Genomic DNA, 14,692 nt, shown 5'->3' on the forward strand with positions numbered 1-14,692 from the left:
CCTCAGATCACGCAGCAGGCGAGGGCGAAGCCGACGTCGTCGTCGGTCTGGAACGGGCGCTGCGCCGGGTTCGGCTGGCGCATGAAGCGGATCGAGAAGCGGTGGCGTCCGCCGCTGATCTCGGGGAAGACGTCGACGGCGCCCGGCAGCGCCACGCGCACGAGCTGGCTCGGCGCGGAGGCGTCGAGCGACTGCTGGTAGAAGCCGCCGTAGGCGATCTCGTCGGCGGGTTCGGCGGCGGCGCGCACGATGCGCAGCAGCAGGGTGACGCCCTGGCGCAGCGCTTCGAGCGGTTCGAGCCACTGCCCGATCTGCTCGAAGCGCACCTCGGGCTCGCGCTGCAGCCAGTGGTGCAGGGCCGGCAGGTCGAACTGGCAGGTGCCGCCGGGAATGCTGTTGCGCTGGCGCAGGGCGACCAGGAAGTCGCCCTGGCGCACCTCCTCGATCCGGCGCGTGTCGAGCGCGTGGATCGCCGCGATGATGGCGTCGAGCTCGGCGCGCAGCGGATCGAGCCTGCTGCCGCCCAGGCGCGCCAGGGTCGTGGCGTGGCGGTCGAGATCCTTCAGCAGCTCGGTGCGCGGTTCGCTGCGCCCGAGCAGGTTGAAGACGTCGAGCAGGCCTTCGAGTGCGGCGCGGCTGTCCCATACGCTGTGGCCGGCGGCGGCGTGCGCGACGCGGGCGAAGAGGAATTCCAGGCGCAGCCAGGTGCGGATGCGTTCGTTCAGCGGCAGTTCGTACCAGACGGTGCGCTCCACCCGGGGCGTCCTCCCGTGGGGATCTGTGGGGGCGTCATTCTGGACCAGCGTCACGCCGGCGTGCCAGTACAAGGTAGTGCGCATGCAGCGCGTCGATGCGCCGTTCCAGCGTGGCGAGGTTGGCGTCGTTGACGATCACGTCGTCGGCCGCGGCGAGGCGCGTGTCGCGGTCCGCCTGCGCGGCGAGCATGGCGCGGGCGAGGTCCGCGCCGATGCCGTCGCGCGCCATCGTGCGCTGCAGCTGCGTCGCGGTGTCGACGTCGATTACCAGGATGCGGTCGACCATCGTCTGCATGCCGCTTTCCACCAGCAGCGGTACCACCAGCACGCAGTAGGGCGGCGGCGCTTCGGCGCGGGCGGCGGCGGCGATGCGCGCCGCGGCGAGGGCGCGGATGCGCGGATGCAGGATGCCCTCGAGCCGCGCGCGGGCACCCGGGTCGGCGAACACGCGCGCGCGCATCGCCGCGCGATCGAGACCGCCGTCGGCGGCGAGCACGTCGGGACCGAAGGCGGCGGCGATCTCGGCGAGCGCCGGGGCCCCCGGCGCGACCGCCTCGCGCGCCAGCAGATCGGTGTCGATCACCGTTGCGCCGCAGCGCGCGAAGGCGTCGGCGGCCGCCGATTTGCCGCTGGCGATGCCGCCGGTCAGGCCCAGCACCCACATCGCGGCGATCACGTCAGAACCCCGCCCAGCGCAGGTAGGCGGCGTTGATCGCATCGCCGCCGAGCAGCGCGATCCAGCCGGCACCGGCCAGGTAGGGGCCGTAGGGCAGCGGGTGCGCGGCCGCATGGCGGCCGAGCGCGATCAGCGCGAGCCCCACCGCCGCGCCGACCGCCGCCGACAGCAGGACCACGGTGGCCAGGTGCTGCCAGCCGAGCCAGGCACCGAGCATCGCCAGCAGCTTGAAGTCACCGCGGCCCATGCCCTCGCGCCCGCTGGCGAGCCGCACCAGCCAGTACACGGCCCAGAACGTGCCGTAGCCGGCCATCGCCCCGATCACCGCGCTGGGCAGGTCGGCGAACACCGGCAGCAGCGCGCAGGCCAGGCCGGCCCACAGGCCGGGCAGGGTGATCGCGTCGGGCAGCAGCAGCGTGCGCAGGTCGATGACCGCGAGCGGGATCAGCAGCCAGGTCAGCAGCAGCCCCGCGGCGCACTGCGGCGAGAGGCCGAAGCGCCAGGCGACCGCTGTGGCGGCGAGCGCGCTCAGCGCTTCCACCAGCGGGTAGCGCAGCGGGATCGCCGTGCCGCAGGCGCGGCAGCGGCCGCGCTGCAGCAGGTAGCTGACGAGCGGGATGTTCTCCAGGGCGCCGAGCACGTGCCCGCAGGCCGGGCAGTGCGAGCGCGGCAGCACCAGGTTGAAGGGTTCGGCCGCCACCACCGGGTCGCCGGCGAGTTCGGCGCACTGCGCCCGCCACTCGCGTTCGAGCATCAGCGGCAGGCGGTGGATGACGACGTTGAGGAAGCTGCCGACCACCACGCCGAGCACGGCGATGGCGCCGACGAACAGCGGCGTCGAGGTGGCGAACAGGTCCAGCAGGGTGCGCGTTTCGGGCATCGACAGGTCGTGGTGAAGGCCGGGTGCCCGCATTCGCGCGGGCGCCCGGCAGGAGCCGTGAGGGGCGGGAAGGGGCTGTGCTCGCGCGTCAGACCACCGAACCGAGCTTGAAGATCGGCAGGTACATCGCGATCACCAGGCTGCCGACGATCACCGCCAGGATCGCCATCACCAGCGGTTCGATCAGCGTGGTGAGCTTGCTCACGGTGTTGTCGAGCTCCTCCTCGTAGAAGTCGGCGACCTTGGCCAGCATGTCCGACAACGAGCCCGACTCCTCGCCGATCGCCACCATCTGCACCACCATGTCGGGGAACAGCGTCGACTGGCGCATAGCGAAGTTGAGCTGCTGGCCGGTGGCGACCGCTTCGCGCATGTCCATCACCGCCTCCTCGAACACCACGTTGCCGGTCGCGCCGGCCACCGAGCGCATCGCTTCGATCAGCGGCACGCCACTGCCGAACATCGTCGACAGCGTGCGTGCGAAGCGGGCGTTGGCGCCCAGGCGCACCACGCTGCCGATGATCGGCACCTGCAGGGCGATGCGGTCGATGGACTTCTGCATCGGTCGCGAGCGCTTGTAGGTGTAGAGCAGGCTGCCGATCACGCCGGCGACGCTGCCGAGCAGCAGCCACCACCAGTCCTGCATGAAGCGCGAGATCTCGATCACGAGCTTGGTGAAGGCCGGCAGGTCGGCGCCGAAGCCCCTGAACAGCGACTCGAACTGCGGGATCACGAACAGCAGGATGAACACCGTCACCAGCACCGCCACCAGCATCACGATCGCCGGGTAGAACAGCGCCTTCTTGATCTTGGCCTTCAGGGTTTCGGTCTTCTCCTGGTAGATCGCGATCTTGTTCAGCAGGGTTTCGAGCACGCCGGCCTCCTCGCCGGCCTGCACCAGGTTGACGTAGAGATCGTCGAAGTACAGCGGGAACTTCGCGAGCGACACCGCGAGCCCGGTGCCCGATTCGACGTCGTTCTTGATCGCCAGCACCATCTCGCGCAGCTTCGGGTTGCGCGAGCCGTTGCCGACCAGATCGAGCGACTGCACCACCGGCACGCCGGCGCCGAGCATCGTGCACAACTGCCGGGTGAACAGCATCATGTCGCGTGAGGTGATGCTGCCACCGCCGCCGAGCAGCGGCTTGGACTTCTTGCGCAGCTTCAGCGGCGTGATGCCCTGGCGGCGCAGGTCGTTGCGCACCGCGCCCTCGTTGAGCCCGCGCAGTTCGCCCTTGACGCGGCGGCCGCGCTTGTCGGTGCCTTCCCAGACGAAGGTGAGATCGTCCGGGGCCTTCTTGGCGGTGATCCTGGTCGCGGGTCTGGCCACCGGTCAGTCCTTGGTCACGCGGTTGATTTCATCAAGGCTGGTCAGGCCCATGCGGATCTTGTTCAGGCCCGAGGCGCGCAGGTCGCGCACGCCTTCGCGCCGCGCCTGGTCGGCGAGGGCGATCGAGTTGCCGCCGCTCATTATCAGCCGCCCCATCTCCTCGGAGATCGGCATCACCTCGTAGATGCCGATGCGCCCCTTGTAGCCGCCGGTGCACTGCTCGCAGCCCACCGGTTTGTAGATCGTCAGCCGCTCGAGTTCGTCGGGGTGGAAGCCGAGCTTGAGCAGTTCCGGCGCCGGGATGTTGTGCTCCTCGGCCTTGCAGTGCGGGCAGAGCCGGCGCGCCAGCCGCTGGGCGACGATCAGCGTCACGCTGGCGGCGATGTTGTAGGGCTCGACGCCCATGTTCATCAGCCGCGACAGCGTCTGCGGCGCATCGTTGGTGTGCAGCGTCGACAGCACCATGTGCCCGGTCTGCGACGCCTTGATCGCGATCTCGGCGGTCTCGAGGTCGCGGATCTCGCCGACCATGATGATGTCCGGGTCCTGGCGCAGGAAGGCGCGCAGCGCGTTCGCGAAGGTCAGGCCGGTCTTCACGTTCATGTTGACCTGGTTGGCGCCGGGCAACTGGATCTCGACCGGATCCTCGGCGGTGGAGATGTTCACCTCGTGGGTGTTCAGGATGTTCAGTGCGGTGTAGAGCGTCACCGTCTTGCCGCTGCCGGTGGGGCCGGTCACCAGCACCATACCCTGCGGCTTGTGGATGGCGCGGAGGAAGGCTTCGCGCTGGTCGGCCTCGAAGCCGAGCGCGTCGATGCCGATCTTCGCCGCGCCGGCGTCGAGGATGCGCAGCACCACCTTCTCGCCGTACAGCGTCGGCAGCGTGTTGACGCGGAAGTCGATCGAGCGCCGGGCGGTGAGCTTCATCTTCATGCGCCCGTCCTGCGGCACGCGGCGCTCGGCGATGTCGAGGTGCGCCATCACCTTGAGCCGCGCGGTGACGCGCACCGCCAGGTTCAGCGGCGGCTTCGCCACCTCGTGCAGGATGCCGTCCTGGCGGAAGCGCACGCGGAAGAAGTGCTCGTAGGGCTCGACGTGGATGTCGGAGGCGCCGCGGTTGATCGCGTCGAGCAGCAGGCGGTTGACGAAGCGCACCACCGGCGCATCCTCGGCTTCCGGCACGCCGGAATCGTCGGCGACGTCGTCGCCGCCCTCGACCGCGATGTTGTCGAGCGACTCGTCGAGCAGCGAGCCGAAATCGGTCGGCTTGTCGAGCGCCTGTTCGAGGACCGTCCCGATCTGGCTCTGCAGCGTCACGATCGGCTCGATCGCCAGTCCGCTCTGGAACTTGATCTCGTCCAGCGCCTGCTGATCGGTGGGGTCGGCGACGCCGACGTACAGCCGCGAGCCGCGCCGCCACAGCGGCAGCACCTGGTGCTTGCGCAACAGTTTCTCGCTGATCGCGGCAATCGGCAGTTGCGCGACGTCGACCGCGCTCAGGTCGAGCAGGGGCAGGCCGAGCTCGCGGTGCGCGGTGAGCGCGATGTCGAGCGCGGTGGCGAGCTTCTGTTCGACCAGCCAGGCCGCCAGCGGCTGGCGCTGCCGCTCCGACTGCTCGACCGCCTTGAGCGCCACGGCCTCGTCGAGCACGCGGTTGCGCACCAGCAGCCGCGCCAGGCCGGACAGGCTGGCCGACAGGGCGGTGCCAGGCACTTCGGGGGAGGGCTTCAGCATGCGGGCATCCGGTGGACGGTGGCGGCTGGGCGGCCGCTAGACTCTAGCGCCGCTGCCGGGCGGCGGGAAGGGTGGGGGCGCCGGGCTGGCTGGTCAGACGATGGCCGGCCACGTGGGCGCCCGTTAGACTCGGTCGCCCGCGCGACGTCCGCTGCCGGCGGCCCCGGGATCGCACCGGGCAGGATCATAAAGCCAAGCAGGCCCCCCATCGATGAGTGACGAATTCCTGGTGTTCGGAGCGCCGCAGATCGCGCGGGCCGAGATCGACGAAGTGGTAGCCGTGCTCGAATCCGGCTGGCTCGGCACCGGGCCGCGCGTCGCCGCCTTCGAACACGCTTTCGCAACGTACAAGTCCCGGGTCGCCTCCCATGCCGCCGCGGTCAATTCCTGTACCGCTGCGCTGCACCTGGCCCTGCTCGCCAGCGGGGTGGGACCTGGCGACGAAGTGATCACCACGCCGTTGACCTTCTGCGCGACCGTCAACGCGATTCTGCATGCGGGTGCGACGCCGGTCCTGGCGGATGTCGATCCGCTGACGATGAACCTGGATCCCGCCGCGGTCGCCGCGGCCATCACGCCGCGCACGCGGGCGATCCTGCCCGTGCATTTCGCCGGCCGTCCCTGCGACATGGATGCCCTGCTCGCGCTGGCTGAGCGCCATGGCCTGCAACTGATCGAGGATTGCGCCCACGCCATCGAGACCGAGTGGCGCGGGCGCAAGGCCGGCACCTTCGGGGATTTCGGCTGCTTCAGCTTCTACGTGACGAAGAACGTCATCACCGGCGAGGGCGGCATGGTGCTCGCGCGCGACGCGCGGGCGATCGGCCGCATCAAGATGCTGGCACTGCACGGGATGAGCAAGGACGCCTGGCATCGTTTCGGCGATGCCGGCTACAAGCACTACTTCGTGATGGAATGCGGCTTCAAGTACAACATGACGGATCTGCAGGCTGCGATCGGCCTGCACCAGCTCACGCGCATCGAGGCCAACTGGCTGCGCCGGCGTGCGTTGTGGGCACATTATCAGTCCGCCTTCGCGGACCTGCCGGTGACCTGCCCGGCCGAGCCCGCGCATGACACCCGCCATGCCCATCACCTTTATACGCTGCTGATCGACGCTGACGCCTGCGGCATCACCCGCGATGCCTTCCTCGAGGCGATGACCGCCCGCGGTATCGGCGTCGGCGTGCACTATCTGAGCATCCCCGAACACCCGTACTACCAGCAGCGTTTCGGCTGGCGTCCGGAGCAATGGCCGCGGGCGATGCGCATCGGTCGGCAGACCGTGAGTCTGCCGCTGTCGCCGCGGCTGACCGATGTGGATGCCGAGCGGGTGATCGGTGCGGTTCGGGACGAGACGAGGCGGTCGTGAAGGGCATGGACGCTGCCGGTACACCCGCCGAACCGGATGACGTCGGTCGACTCCGTTATGCCTGGGAGTCACGTGCACGCCTTGTCGGCACGGACCTCGCCGCCGTGCTCTACCGGGGTTTCCCGCCGCTCGCCAACGAGTATCTGCACGCGTGGCATCAGGCAGTGGTCAGCCGCTGCATGCTCGCGCACCTGCCGGCATCGGGGCGGCTCCTCGATCTGGGCTGTGGTTATGGCCGCATCGGCGAGCACGTGCGGACGCAACGCCCCGATCTCGAACTGGTCGGGCTCGATCTCGCACCGACCTTCTGCCGTCTGTTCTCCGACCGCCTGGCCGCTCCGGCGGTCTGTGGTGACCTTGGCCAGGCGCCCTTTCGCCCGGGCAGCTTTGACGGCGTGCTCGCAGTCACGGCTCTGATGTATGTACCCCCCGCACAGCGCGCACAGGTGTTGGGGAACTGGTTGAGCCTGCTGCGCCCTGGAGGCCGTCTGTTGCTGGTGGAGCCCGGTGAGGAGTTCCTGAGGGTGGCGCGCCGCCTCGGTGCACCGGCTTCGCCTACCGGCGGTCATGGTTTTGAGCGGTCGGAACTGTTGCACCTGCTGCAGGAGCTGATGCCCGATGCCCGCGTTCGTTGTGGCGGCGTTCCGGGGTTTTCGCTCGCGGTACCGGTCATGCTTGCCTGCCGACGATTGCCGCGGGTGCTGGGGCTGCTGTTGAGGATGACGGCGGCGCTGGACCGGCATGCAGAAGGCTGGACGCGCCTGTCTCTCCAGCGCTGGACGCTGGTGCTGTTGCCTGATCATGGAAGCCGCGCGTGACGGCGGCCCAACCGATGGCGTCCTTTGGGGGCGGGGCGGTTGCATACCTGATCTGTGTGTTGCTGCATTTCCTCAGCGAACCGGTGCGCTGGCGGATCGTGTTCGGCGGTGAGCGCCTTCGTCCCTATCTGCACGTGTATTTCCTGACCGCCCTGATGAGCTATCTGCTGCCGGCGAAGCTCGGGCTTCCGCTGCGCGTGCTGATGCTCAATCGTCGCCTGGGCGTGCCGCTCGGCGCGGTATCGGCAGGGCTCGTGGTGGATGCCCTCGTCAGCTACAGCAGTTGGCTGCTGGCCGGGGGGCTGGCCGGTATCGCTGTGCTGGGGCGGATGCCCGCAGAGTGGCGATACGGGTTTCTGCTGGGGGGGGGCGCCCTGGTGCTGGGGGGAGGCTTGCTGATGGCGGTACGTCGGCGTTGGCGCCGGATTGGCGACGGGGTGCGGGCGTCATGGTGGAACGGCGCCATCTGGGCACGCATCGGGCGCCGGGGGGCGGCGGTGCTGCTGCTGGCGGTGGCGATCGATATCGCCAGTCATGCCGGCCGGCACCTGGCGCTCGCCACGCTGTTGGGGCTGGATGTGCCGCCGGGCGATCTCGCGGTACTCGCGGTGTTCGCGGTGTTCGCCGGCATCGCCAGCTTCATGCCGATGGGCCTCGGCGGCTATGACGTCACCCTGGCTGCCGGTCTGATCGGACTCGGCGCTCCTCCGGATGCGGCGGCGACGATGGTTCTGGCCAACCGTGTCGGCACGCTCGTCGTCAGCGCCGTGCTTGGCCTCTGGAGCGCACATGCGCTCGGGTTCGAGTTGCGCGGCTTGCGTGACCGCGTCGGTCGCCTGCTGGGAGCCGGCCGTGATACCGAGGAGCGGTCCGGGTCATGAGAATCCTTCTGGCCGGTCCCAAGGTGTGTTCGCCATGGACCGAGGGACGCAAGCGCTTCGTGCGTGATCTCGCCGGGGCCTTTGCAGCCGACCACGAGGTGCGTGTCGTAACGACCGTCGCGCCCGGCGAGTGCGCGGACTTCGCCGTGCCGGCCGTCAGTGCCGTAGCCGACGGTGGGGCGCGGCACCTGCTGGGCTTTCATCGCCTGCTGGGCAGGACGCTCGACGCCTGGCATCCCGATCTCGCCGTTCACCTGCCCACGACGTCGTTCCACGGGCGCTACCGGATCGGCAACATCGCCAGCATGTGGCTTGCCGATCGGCAGTGCGCGCAGCGTGGTGTCGTCTGCCTGACGCTGATGTACGCGATCACGCGGGAAGCCTCCGTGCGTGCCCTGCGGCCTTGGGTGCGCCACCTGTTGACCAACCCCTACGTCCATGGCGGACATCCCGTGCGTTTCGGCGTCGCCTTGCCGCAAAGCGATGTCCCGTCAGCCGGCCCGCCGCGCGAACTGCTGTTCATGGCGGGCATGGCCGAGCCCACGCGGGAGCGGCTTCGCCATGTGCTGGAAGTGCGAGGTCTGGGGGTGCTGCTGCGCGCCGGCGCCCCGCTGGCGGAGGCGGGCTTCCGCCTGACGATCGCCGTTCCATTGCTGAGGGATCCGTTGCTGCGCCGCTCGCTCCTGGAATGGCCCGGTAATACGTGGCCGGCCGCAGCGCTGCGGATGCTCGGCGAGGCGCGGGTGCCCGATATCTTTGCTGGTATGGGCTGCTTCGTCTTCCCCTATGGCCGCGATGAAACGCAATTCGTGCCGACCTCGGTGATCGAGTGGAGTAGAGGCTGTTGGGCACCCGCTCGCCATCCCTGTCGAGCATCCCGGCTTCGCGGGCGCCCATCCCGTGCCTCTACGGCGTGTTCAACGGCCCCGGTTCGCCCTGCGCATCGGGCCTGCTACGCCCGTCGAGACGCGCTGCGCAGACCCGATGCTCAAATGGCTTGACGCCCTTCTCCCTGGCTACCGGGGGCTCCTCGGCTCGCGGGTCGCTCCATGCCTCCTCGAGCGATGCATGCCGGCGTGCCCGTGGTATTGCCGCGCCATCCGTTCCTCGCCCCGCTTTGGAAGGGAGGCTGGGCCGCGACTTTTACGCCGGGCGATCGCGACGATCTCATCCGTGTCCTCCTGGCTATGGCCGAAGGGGCTGATGAGCGTGAGCGGCAGCGTCAGGCCGCCGCCGCATTCGTGCGCCAGCGGATGGACATCGACGGCAGTCGTGAAGACATCCTGGCCCTGATGCGTCGCTGCGTGACTGAGGATGTATCTCCACAGGAGCGTTCCCGATGGCGCTGAGCCACCGCCGTGCCCGGCATTTTTCAGTTGATCGTCAGCCTTGATGCCGCCGAGCAGGGCGCTTTCGCCGCGATGCGGCCCGGCGCCGACCTCGACGCGATTGCAGTCAACGTCGGCGAGATCTGGAACTCGGATGCCTACCGGGCCTTCCGCGACCAGCATGCGCACGGCAACTACCCGGGTTTCTGCGCGGCCTGCTACCGACCGGAGTCGGCACGTCACTGACGCGGTACACCGTCAGCGACGCACGGCCTCGATCAGGAACTGCTCGGCGAGTACCGCCAGTGCGCCGCTGCGGTGACGTCTTCCGGCGCGCAGTGCCCGATCATCATTGAAGGCGGCGATCGCGGCCAGATGGGTACCGCCCAGGCCCACGGTGCGGACCGTTTCCAATCCCAGGTGATTCAAAACGTCAGCGGTAGCGGTGGGACGGTTGTAGTAGGTGTCCGCTGGCGCGAGCCGCCGATGGCGCAGCAGGTTGTAGAGCGCGTAGGGCACGGCGAACAGCCAGCGGCTGCTCCAGTTGTCAAAATCCACCAGCAGTCGGCCACCCGGCCTCAGCACGCGCGCCATCTCGCCGAGTACCGTCGTCTGTCCGCCGCTATCGAACAGGTGCAGAAAGCGTGTCGAGACCACCAGGTCGAAGGTGGTATCGGCAAACGGCAAGCGTGTCGCGTCGGCACGCATGAAATGCACCGCCGGCACCCGGCCTGCGTAGCGCTCCATGGCCTGTTTCATCATGGCGGGTGTCAGGTCGCAGGCGACCACCGTGAAGCCGAGCGCCTGCAGCAGCCCCGTCACGTGTCCGGTTCCGCAGGCGACTTCCAGCACACGCGCGTCGCGCGGAATGTCGTCGAGCGCGGCGATCAGGGCTTCATGGTGCAGCCGCGCATAGAGGCGGCCATACAGTGTGCGGTAGCGGCTGGCGTCGTAGCGGGCCGCTTCGGCACGGTAGAACGTTTCGAGCCGTTCGCGATCGATCATGGTTGGCTCGCCAGTCTTTCGAGCAGGAGCGCTGCGTTCGCTTCAACCGAGAAGCGGTTCAAGGCTCCCGGCGCGAATGTCGGTAGTGGCTGCTGCGATGCCACGCTGCCTCGGATCGCCGCGGCGAATGCTGACGCCGTGACTGCCTCTGCAAGCCAGCCACTGCGGTCTTCCCGCAGCAGGCGCGGCAGGTCGCCGACCGGCATCGCCACCAGCGGGCAGCCGGCCTGCAGCGCATCGGAATACACGACCGGGATGCTTTCGATGCGCGAGGGTAGCAGCAGGCGATCGGCCCAGGTCAGCAGGTCAGCAGCGGCTTCGCGGTCGAGATAACCCTCGTCGTGGACGGGGCGACCGCCTGCTCGCAGGGTGACACAGCCCTGGCGGACGGCGGTTTCCAGCGGGCCGCCGCCGGCGATGCGGACCGACTCGATGCGCGCCCAGGTCGCCTCGTCCAATTGACCCAGTGCATCGAGCAGCAGGTCGATACCTTTGTTGGCGTGCCAGCGGCCGAGGAATGCGAGCTTCAGCGGGCCGTCCGCCGCGCGGGCGGTTTTCTCACGTCGCGGCAGGCGCCGGCTGCTGGCCAGGAACGCGCACGGACGACCACCGAGTCGCTCGACGTCCTCGGCAAGCTGCAGCCCGTCGGCAAAGCGATGCGTCGCACGGCGCAGGACGTGACGCAGCACCTGTCGCACCAGAGGCAGGCGCCTCAGGGTCCAGATATCGCTGCCCAGCGCCCAGATGGCGTAAGGCACGCCGCTGCGGCGTGCCCATTCGCCGCACGGCAAAGCCCATAGCGCCAGGATGTGCTCGGGGCACTCCCGTTCGCAGGCGTGCGCGACGGCTATCCGGCCGGCTCGCAGGGTGCTGGCGATGACAGGCCAGTCGGTGAGGCGGCCGGCCGACAGTTGAGAGAGCGGCAACCGCGGCACGGCGAACCGGTGGACCGTCAGCGTGGGCTCCTGCTGCGTGCTGCTGCTCGTGCGGCCGGGGCAGACCACGCCGACGCGGCAGTGTGACGACAAGGCGGCGGCGAAGTCGGCGACGAACGATCCGGCCGCCGCCTCGCCCTCGCCGGCGTCGGGGTAGGAACTGGTCACGAGCAGCAGGCGATCGACCATGCCGGCCTCACTCGCGTCGGTAGAGCAGGCTGGTGATCTGCTCCGACACCAGCCCGATCAGGAAAATGATCACCGAGGTGGTCAGCAGCAGTGCGCTCATGTTGGTGAAGCGGTGATCGGCGATGAAGGTGTAGGTGTAATAGCCCGCACCGAGCAGGAAGAAGAACAGACTCACCGGACCGAACAGCTTCATCGGCGAATACAGCGTGCCGACCTTGAAGATGATCAGCAGGAAGCGCAGTCCGTCCCGCAAGGGTTTGATGTGACTGGTGCCCGAGCGACGTCCGGCGACGATGGGGACGTAGGCCACCGGATAGCCGCTACGAAAGAACGCCATGGTGATCGTCGTCGGATAGGAGAAGCCGTTCGGCAGCAGGTACAGGAACTCGCGGAAGCGCTCCGTGCGTACTGCACGGAAACCCGAGGTGAGGTCGTCGATCCGGTGGCCCGTCATCCAGCTCGCCAGGCGGTTGTAGAAGGCATTCGCCAGGCGTCGTGGAAGGCTGGCATGCGAGGAGGGCGCCCTGGCACCCACCGCCATGTCGTATCCCTCGTCCAGCTTCTCGACGAGGCGGCGCACGTCGACCGGGTCGTGCTGGCCGTCGGCATCCATCAGCACAAGGACGTTGGCCATGGCGTGGCGGCAGCCGGTCTTGATGGCGGCGCCGTTGCCGAGGTTATAGGGATGCCGCAGGTGTACGACGCCGTATTCCTGGCACAGGCTGGCCGTCGCGTCGGACGATGCATCGTCGACGACGATGATCTGTTCGGGGTCGACCAGACTGCCGAGGCTTTCCAGCAGCGTCGGCAGCGTCGCGGCTTCCTGGCGGGCCGGTATGACGATGTTGATGCTCTTCATTCGCTTCCGGATGCGCGCAGAAGTTTATCGACGGCGCCGATATCGGGTTCCAGGCCGAGCGAGTGCGCACGATTCAACGCGATGATCTCGTCGAGCTGGGCTTTCGCGGCGTCCGTGTCTTCGGTCGCCAGTAGTACCTGCATGCGATACAGCAGCGGGACGACGCGGTGCACGACGGGCATCGAGGCGCCCAGGTCATAGGCCATGCGGAATTGGACGGCGGCGGCGGCGTAGCGGCTATTGAGTGCCAGGGCTTGTCCGTCCAGGTAGTGCACATGAAACGGCGAGGTTTGGCGCACGTTGCTCACGGCGGCATCGGTGAGCCGAAGCAGTAACTCGGGTGACACCGCTGGACAGTCGTTATGCCGCTCGATCTTGGTATCGACGAGCCGGCGCAACGTATCGGTCGCGTAGGCCGTCAGCCGGCCCTGGCTCAAGGCGGATAACACGTTCTCGACGAGAGCAGGAGGGGGTGCCGCTGTCGCGCAATACGTTATCAACAAGTGAAGGGGAGGACCGGCGTCGCCCGGGATGAGTTTCATCGCGGTTTCGATGTGGGCGCGGATCTGTTCCGGGTCGCCCCGGTTTTGAATCAGGAGATTGGCGGCTGCGATCTGGGCGCGTGGCGACGCGGGGTGGGTGGCGACACTATAGGTGACGAACAGATCGTAACTGCCAAAGATGTCGGCACGCGCGTTCGTCAGCCAGGCCAGCAGGCAAGCGTACAGCAGCCAAGGCGCTGCGCTCAGCAGGCGTGAGCGCAGCCGCGTGAGCACCTGCCAGCCGTAGTAGACCAGACACAGCAGGGGACCGTAGCTCGCAGCGTAGTTGCGATGTTCGAAGACCATTTCCAGCCCGAACACCGTCGACTCGAGCAGATGGGCAATGCAGAACCAGCCGATGCCGAGCGTGATGACGGGATGCTTGCGATGCGCACCGACGGCGATCGCGATCAGCGCCAGCCAGAACAGCACGGCCAGTGCCGTGGCGACGTCGAGATGCCGCGAGATCGGGAAGCCGTCCTGAAACAGCCCCATGTCGGCAAGTCGTGGCAACACGATCAGATGCAGGTAATGGAGGAGGACTCTCGGCTGTGTGAGGAGGCGTTCGGTGAGTGTGAAATCCCGGCTGCGATAGCCCGACATGACATATTCGGGGTGCGTGATCAGGTAGCCGATGGCGGCCACGACCGGCAGGACACAGCAGAGCAGGAGTAAGGTGTTGACGAGGTTTCTGCTGGTCCTGTCTTCATGGGCCGGCCGGAAGGCCGTGTACTCGACGAGCAGGATGTACAGGGGCAGCAGGGCGCCGTTTTCCTTGCTCAACAGGCCGAGTACACCGAATCCGGCACATAACAGGAGGCAGCACAACGATTTGAAGCGCTCGCCTCTGATCAGGTGTTCGCGGGCCAGCACATAGCACAGCATGGCCGCGACGACGAAGAGCGCCGAGAGCAGGGCCATGCGCTGCACCGCATAGAGTACGGTGCTGGCATTCAGCGGGTGCAGCAGCCAGAGGGCAGTCACCAGCACTGCGATCAGTTCCGGGCTGGAGTTCTGCGGGCGTAGAGGTTCCTGGCGCAGCAAACGGATGGTGAACCAGCAGATCAGGACACCCGTCAGCGCGTGCAGCATGAGGTTGACGTACTTGAGTGGCCAGGGATCGTAGCCGCTGAAGAAGATGTTGAGCGCAAAGCTCAAGGCGGCAACCGGTCGCCCGAGTTGGCCGCTGTAGTTTCCGAAGACGGCTTTGCGCAGTTCGTTCCAGTCGAGCGAATCGATGATTGCCAGCTTCAGGTTGGGGTCGTCATCCAGAATGAACGGGCCGCCTAACCCGGGCCAGTAAACGAAACAGGTCGTCGCCAGAACCAGCCCGAGGAGGGCTGCCAAGCAGAGATCCGGGTGGCGGTATGCGCGCATAGAAAAAGCCG

The 14,692-nt window shown here is 67.9% G+C and carries 15 protein-coding genes; 6 read left to right on the forward strand and 9 right to left on the reverse strand.

Features of this window, described 5'->3' with window-relative positions:
* Positions 1-2 precede the first annotated feature (2 nt).
* The 5 genes from zapD to pilB all read right to left on the reverse strand — a co-directional run bounded on the left by zapD (position 3) and on the right by pilB (position 5,375).
* Positions 3-755, reverse strand: a complete 753-nt coding sequence (gene zapD, locus EV699_RS15005; RefSeq protein WP_165904163.1) for a cell division protein ZapD — start codon at positions 753-755, stop codon at positions 3-5.
* 34 nt (positions 756-789) lie between these two features.
* A complete protein-coding gene (coaE, locus tag EV699_RS15010; protein WP_132544292.1) occupies positions 790-1,419 on the reverse strand; it encodes a dephospho-CoA kinase in 630 nt (209 codons plus the stop codon).
* Positions 1,420-1,432: 13 nt separating this feature from the next.
* Entirely contained in the window at positions 1,433-2,311 is an 879-nt protein-coding gene (locus EV699_RS15015) for a prepilin peptidase (RefSeq protein ID WP_132544211.1), read from the reverse strand.
* 88 nt (positions 2,312-2,399) lie between these two features.
* Positions 2,400-3,641 (reverse strand): type II secretion system F family protein, encoded by a 1,242-nt coding sequence (locus EV699_RS15020; protein ID WP_243662693.1) that lies wholly within the window; start codon positions 3,639-3,641, stop codon positions 2,400-2,402.
* 3 nt (positions 3,642-3,644) lie between these two features.
* Positions 3,645-5,375 (reverse strand): type IV-A pilus assembly ATPase PilB, encoded by a 1,731-nt coding sequence (pilB, locus tag EV699_RS15025; protein ID WP_207923018.1) that lies wholly within the window; start codon positions 5,373-5,375, stop codon positions 3,645-3,647.
* Positions 5,376-5,586: 211 nt separating this feature from the next.
* On the opposite strand from pilB, the gene EV699_RS15030 reads away from it, so the two are divergent.
* The 6 genes from EV699_RS15030 to EV699_RS15055 all read left to right on the forward strand — a co-directional run bounded on the left by EV699_RS15030 (position 5,587) and on the right by EV699_RS15055 (position 10,020).
* On the forward strand, positions 5,587-6,747 hold the full coding sequence (locus EV699_RS15030) for a DegT/DnrJ/EryC1/StrS family aminotransferase (RefSeq protein ID WP_132544213.1): 1,161 nt from the start codon (positions 5,587-5,589) through the stop codon (positions 6,745-6,747).
* A gap of 5 nt (positions 6,748-6,752) precedes the next feature.
* Entirely contained in the window at positions 6,753-7,565 is an 813-nt protein-coding gene (locus tag EV699_RS15035) for a class I SAM-dependent methyltransferase (RefSeq protein WP_243662694.1), read from the forward strand.
* Positions 7,562-8,446 carry a lysylphosphatidylglycerol synthase transmembrane domain-containing protein gene (locus EV699_RS15040; RefSeq protein ID WP_132544217.1) on the forward strand — a complete coding sequence of 295 codons (885 nt, stop codon included), beginning with the start codon at positions 7,562-7,564 and terminating at the stop codon, positions 8,444-8,446. The genes EV699_RS15035 and EV699_RS15040 overlap by 4 nt, the downstream gene beginning before the upstream one ends.
* Positions 8,443-9,447: a hypothetical protein gene (locus EV699_RS15045; protein ID WP_132544219.1), complete on the forward strand. Its 1,005-nt coding sequence runs from the start codon at positions 8,443-8,445 to the stop codon at positions 9,445-9,447. Before EV699_RS15040 ends, EV699_RS15045 begins: the two co-directional genes overlap by 4 nt.
* An 81-nt stretch (positions 9,448-9,528) precedes the next feature.
* Entirely contained in the window at positions 9,529-9,795 is a 267-nt protein-coding gene (locus EV699_RS15050) for a glycosyltransferase (RefSeq protein WP_132544221.1), read from the forward strand.
* A gap of 9 nt (positions 9,796-9,804) precedes the next feature.
* Entirely contained in the window at positions 9,805-10,020 is a 216-nt protein-coding gene (locus EV699_RS15055) for an SPASM domain-containing protein (protein WP_132544223.1), read from the forward strand.
* A gap of 12 nt (positions 10,021-10,032) precedes the next feature.
* Here the strand turns inward: EV699_RS15055 and EV699_RS15060 are convergent, their stop codons facing one another.
* The 4 genes from EV699_RS15060 to EV699_RS15075 are packed head-to-tail and all read right to left on the reverse strand — an operon-like array spanning position 10,033 to position 14,651.
* Positions 10,033-10,779, reverse strand: a complete 747-nt coding sequence (locus tag EV699_RS15060) for a class I SAM-dependent methyltransferase (protein WP_132544225.1) — start codon at positions 10,777-10,779, stop codon at positions 10,033-10,035.
* Positions 10,776-11,903: a glycosyltransferase gene (locus tag EV699_RS15065; protein ID WP_132544227.1), complete on the reverse strand. Its 1,128-nt coding sequence runs from the start codon at positions 11,901-11,903 to the stop codon at positions 10,776-10,778. The genes EV699_RS15060 and EV699_RS15065 overlap by 4 nt, the downstream gene beginning before the upstream one ends.
* A 7-nt stretch (positions 11,904-11,910) precedes the next feature.
* Positions 11,911-12,762 (reverse strand): glycosyltransferase family 2 protein, encoded by an 852-nt coding sequence (locus EV699_RS15070; RefSeq protein ID WP_132544229.1) that lies wholly within the window; start codon positions 12,760-12,762, stop codon positions 11,911-11,913.
* Positions 12,759-14,651, reverse strand: coding sequence for a hypothetical protein (locus EV699_RS15075; RefSeq protein ID WP_132544231.1), 1,893 nt, complete (start codon positions 14,649-14,651; stop codon positions 12,759-12,761). The genes EV699_RS15070 and EV699_RS15075 overlap by 4 nt, the downstream gene beginning before the upstream one ends.
* Between the last annotated feature and the right edge of the window lie 41 nt (positions 14,652-14,692).

Source organism: Plasticicumulans lactativorans (assembly GCF_004341245.1).
Classification (GTDB): domain Bacteria; phylum Pseudomonadota; class Gammaproteobacteria; order Competibacterales; family Competibacteraceae; genus Plasticicumulans_A; species Plasticicumulans_A lactativorans.

Excerpts from the sequence above, each read along its gene's own strand:
- coaE (WP_132544292.1), bottom strand. The coding sequence starts at position 1,419 with ATGTGGGTGCTGGGCCTGACCGGCGGCATCGCCAGCGGCAAATCGGCG.
- EV699_RS15015 (WP_132544211.1), bottom strand. The coding sequence starts at position 2,311 with ATGCCCGAAACGCGCACCCTGCTGGACCTGTTCGCCACCTCGACGCCG.
- pilB (WP_207923018.1), bottom strand. The coding sequence starts at position 5,375 with ATGCTGAAGCCCTCCCCCGAAGTGCCTGGCACCGCCCTGTCGGCCAGC.
- EV699_RS15030 (WP_132544213.1), top strand. The coding sequence starts at position 5,587 with ATGAGTGACGAATTCCTGGTGTTCGGAGCGCCGCAGATCGCGCGGGCC.
- EV699_RS15035 (WP_243662694.1), top strand. The coding sequence starts at position 6,753 with ATGGACGCTGCCGGTACACCCGCCGAACCGGATGACGTCGGTCGACTC.
- EV699_RS15045 (WP_132544219.1), top strand. The coding sequence starts at position 8,443 with ATGAGAATCCTTCTGGCCGGTCCCAAGGTGTGTTCGCCATGGACCGAG.
- EV699_RS15060 (WP_132544225.1), bottom strand. The coding sequence starts at position 10,779 with ATGATCGATCGCGAACGGCTCGAAACGTTCTACCGTGCCGAAGCGGCC.
- EV699_RS15065 (WP_132544227.1), bottom strand. The coding sequence starts at position 11,903 with ATGGTCGATCGCCTGCTGCTCGTGACCAGTTCCTACCCCGACGCCGGC.
- EV699_RS15070 (WP_132544229.1), bottom strand. The coding sequence starts at position 12,762 with ATGAAGAGCATCAACATCGTCATACCGGCCCGCCAGGAAGCCGCGACG.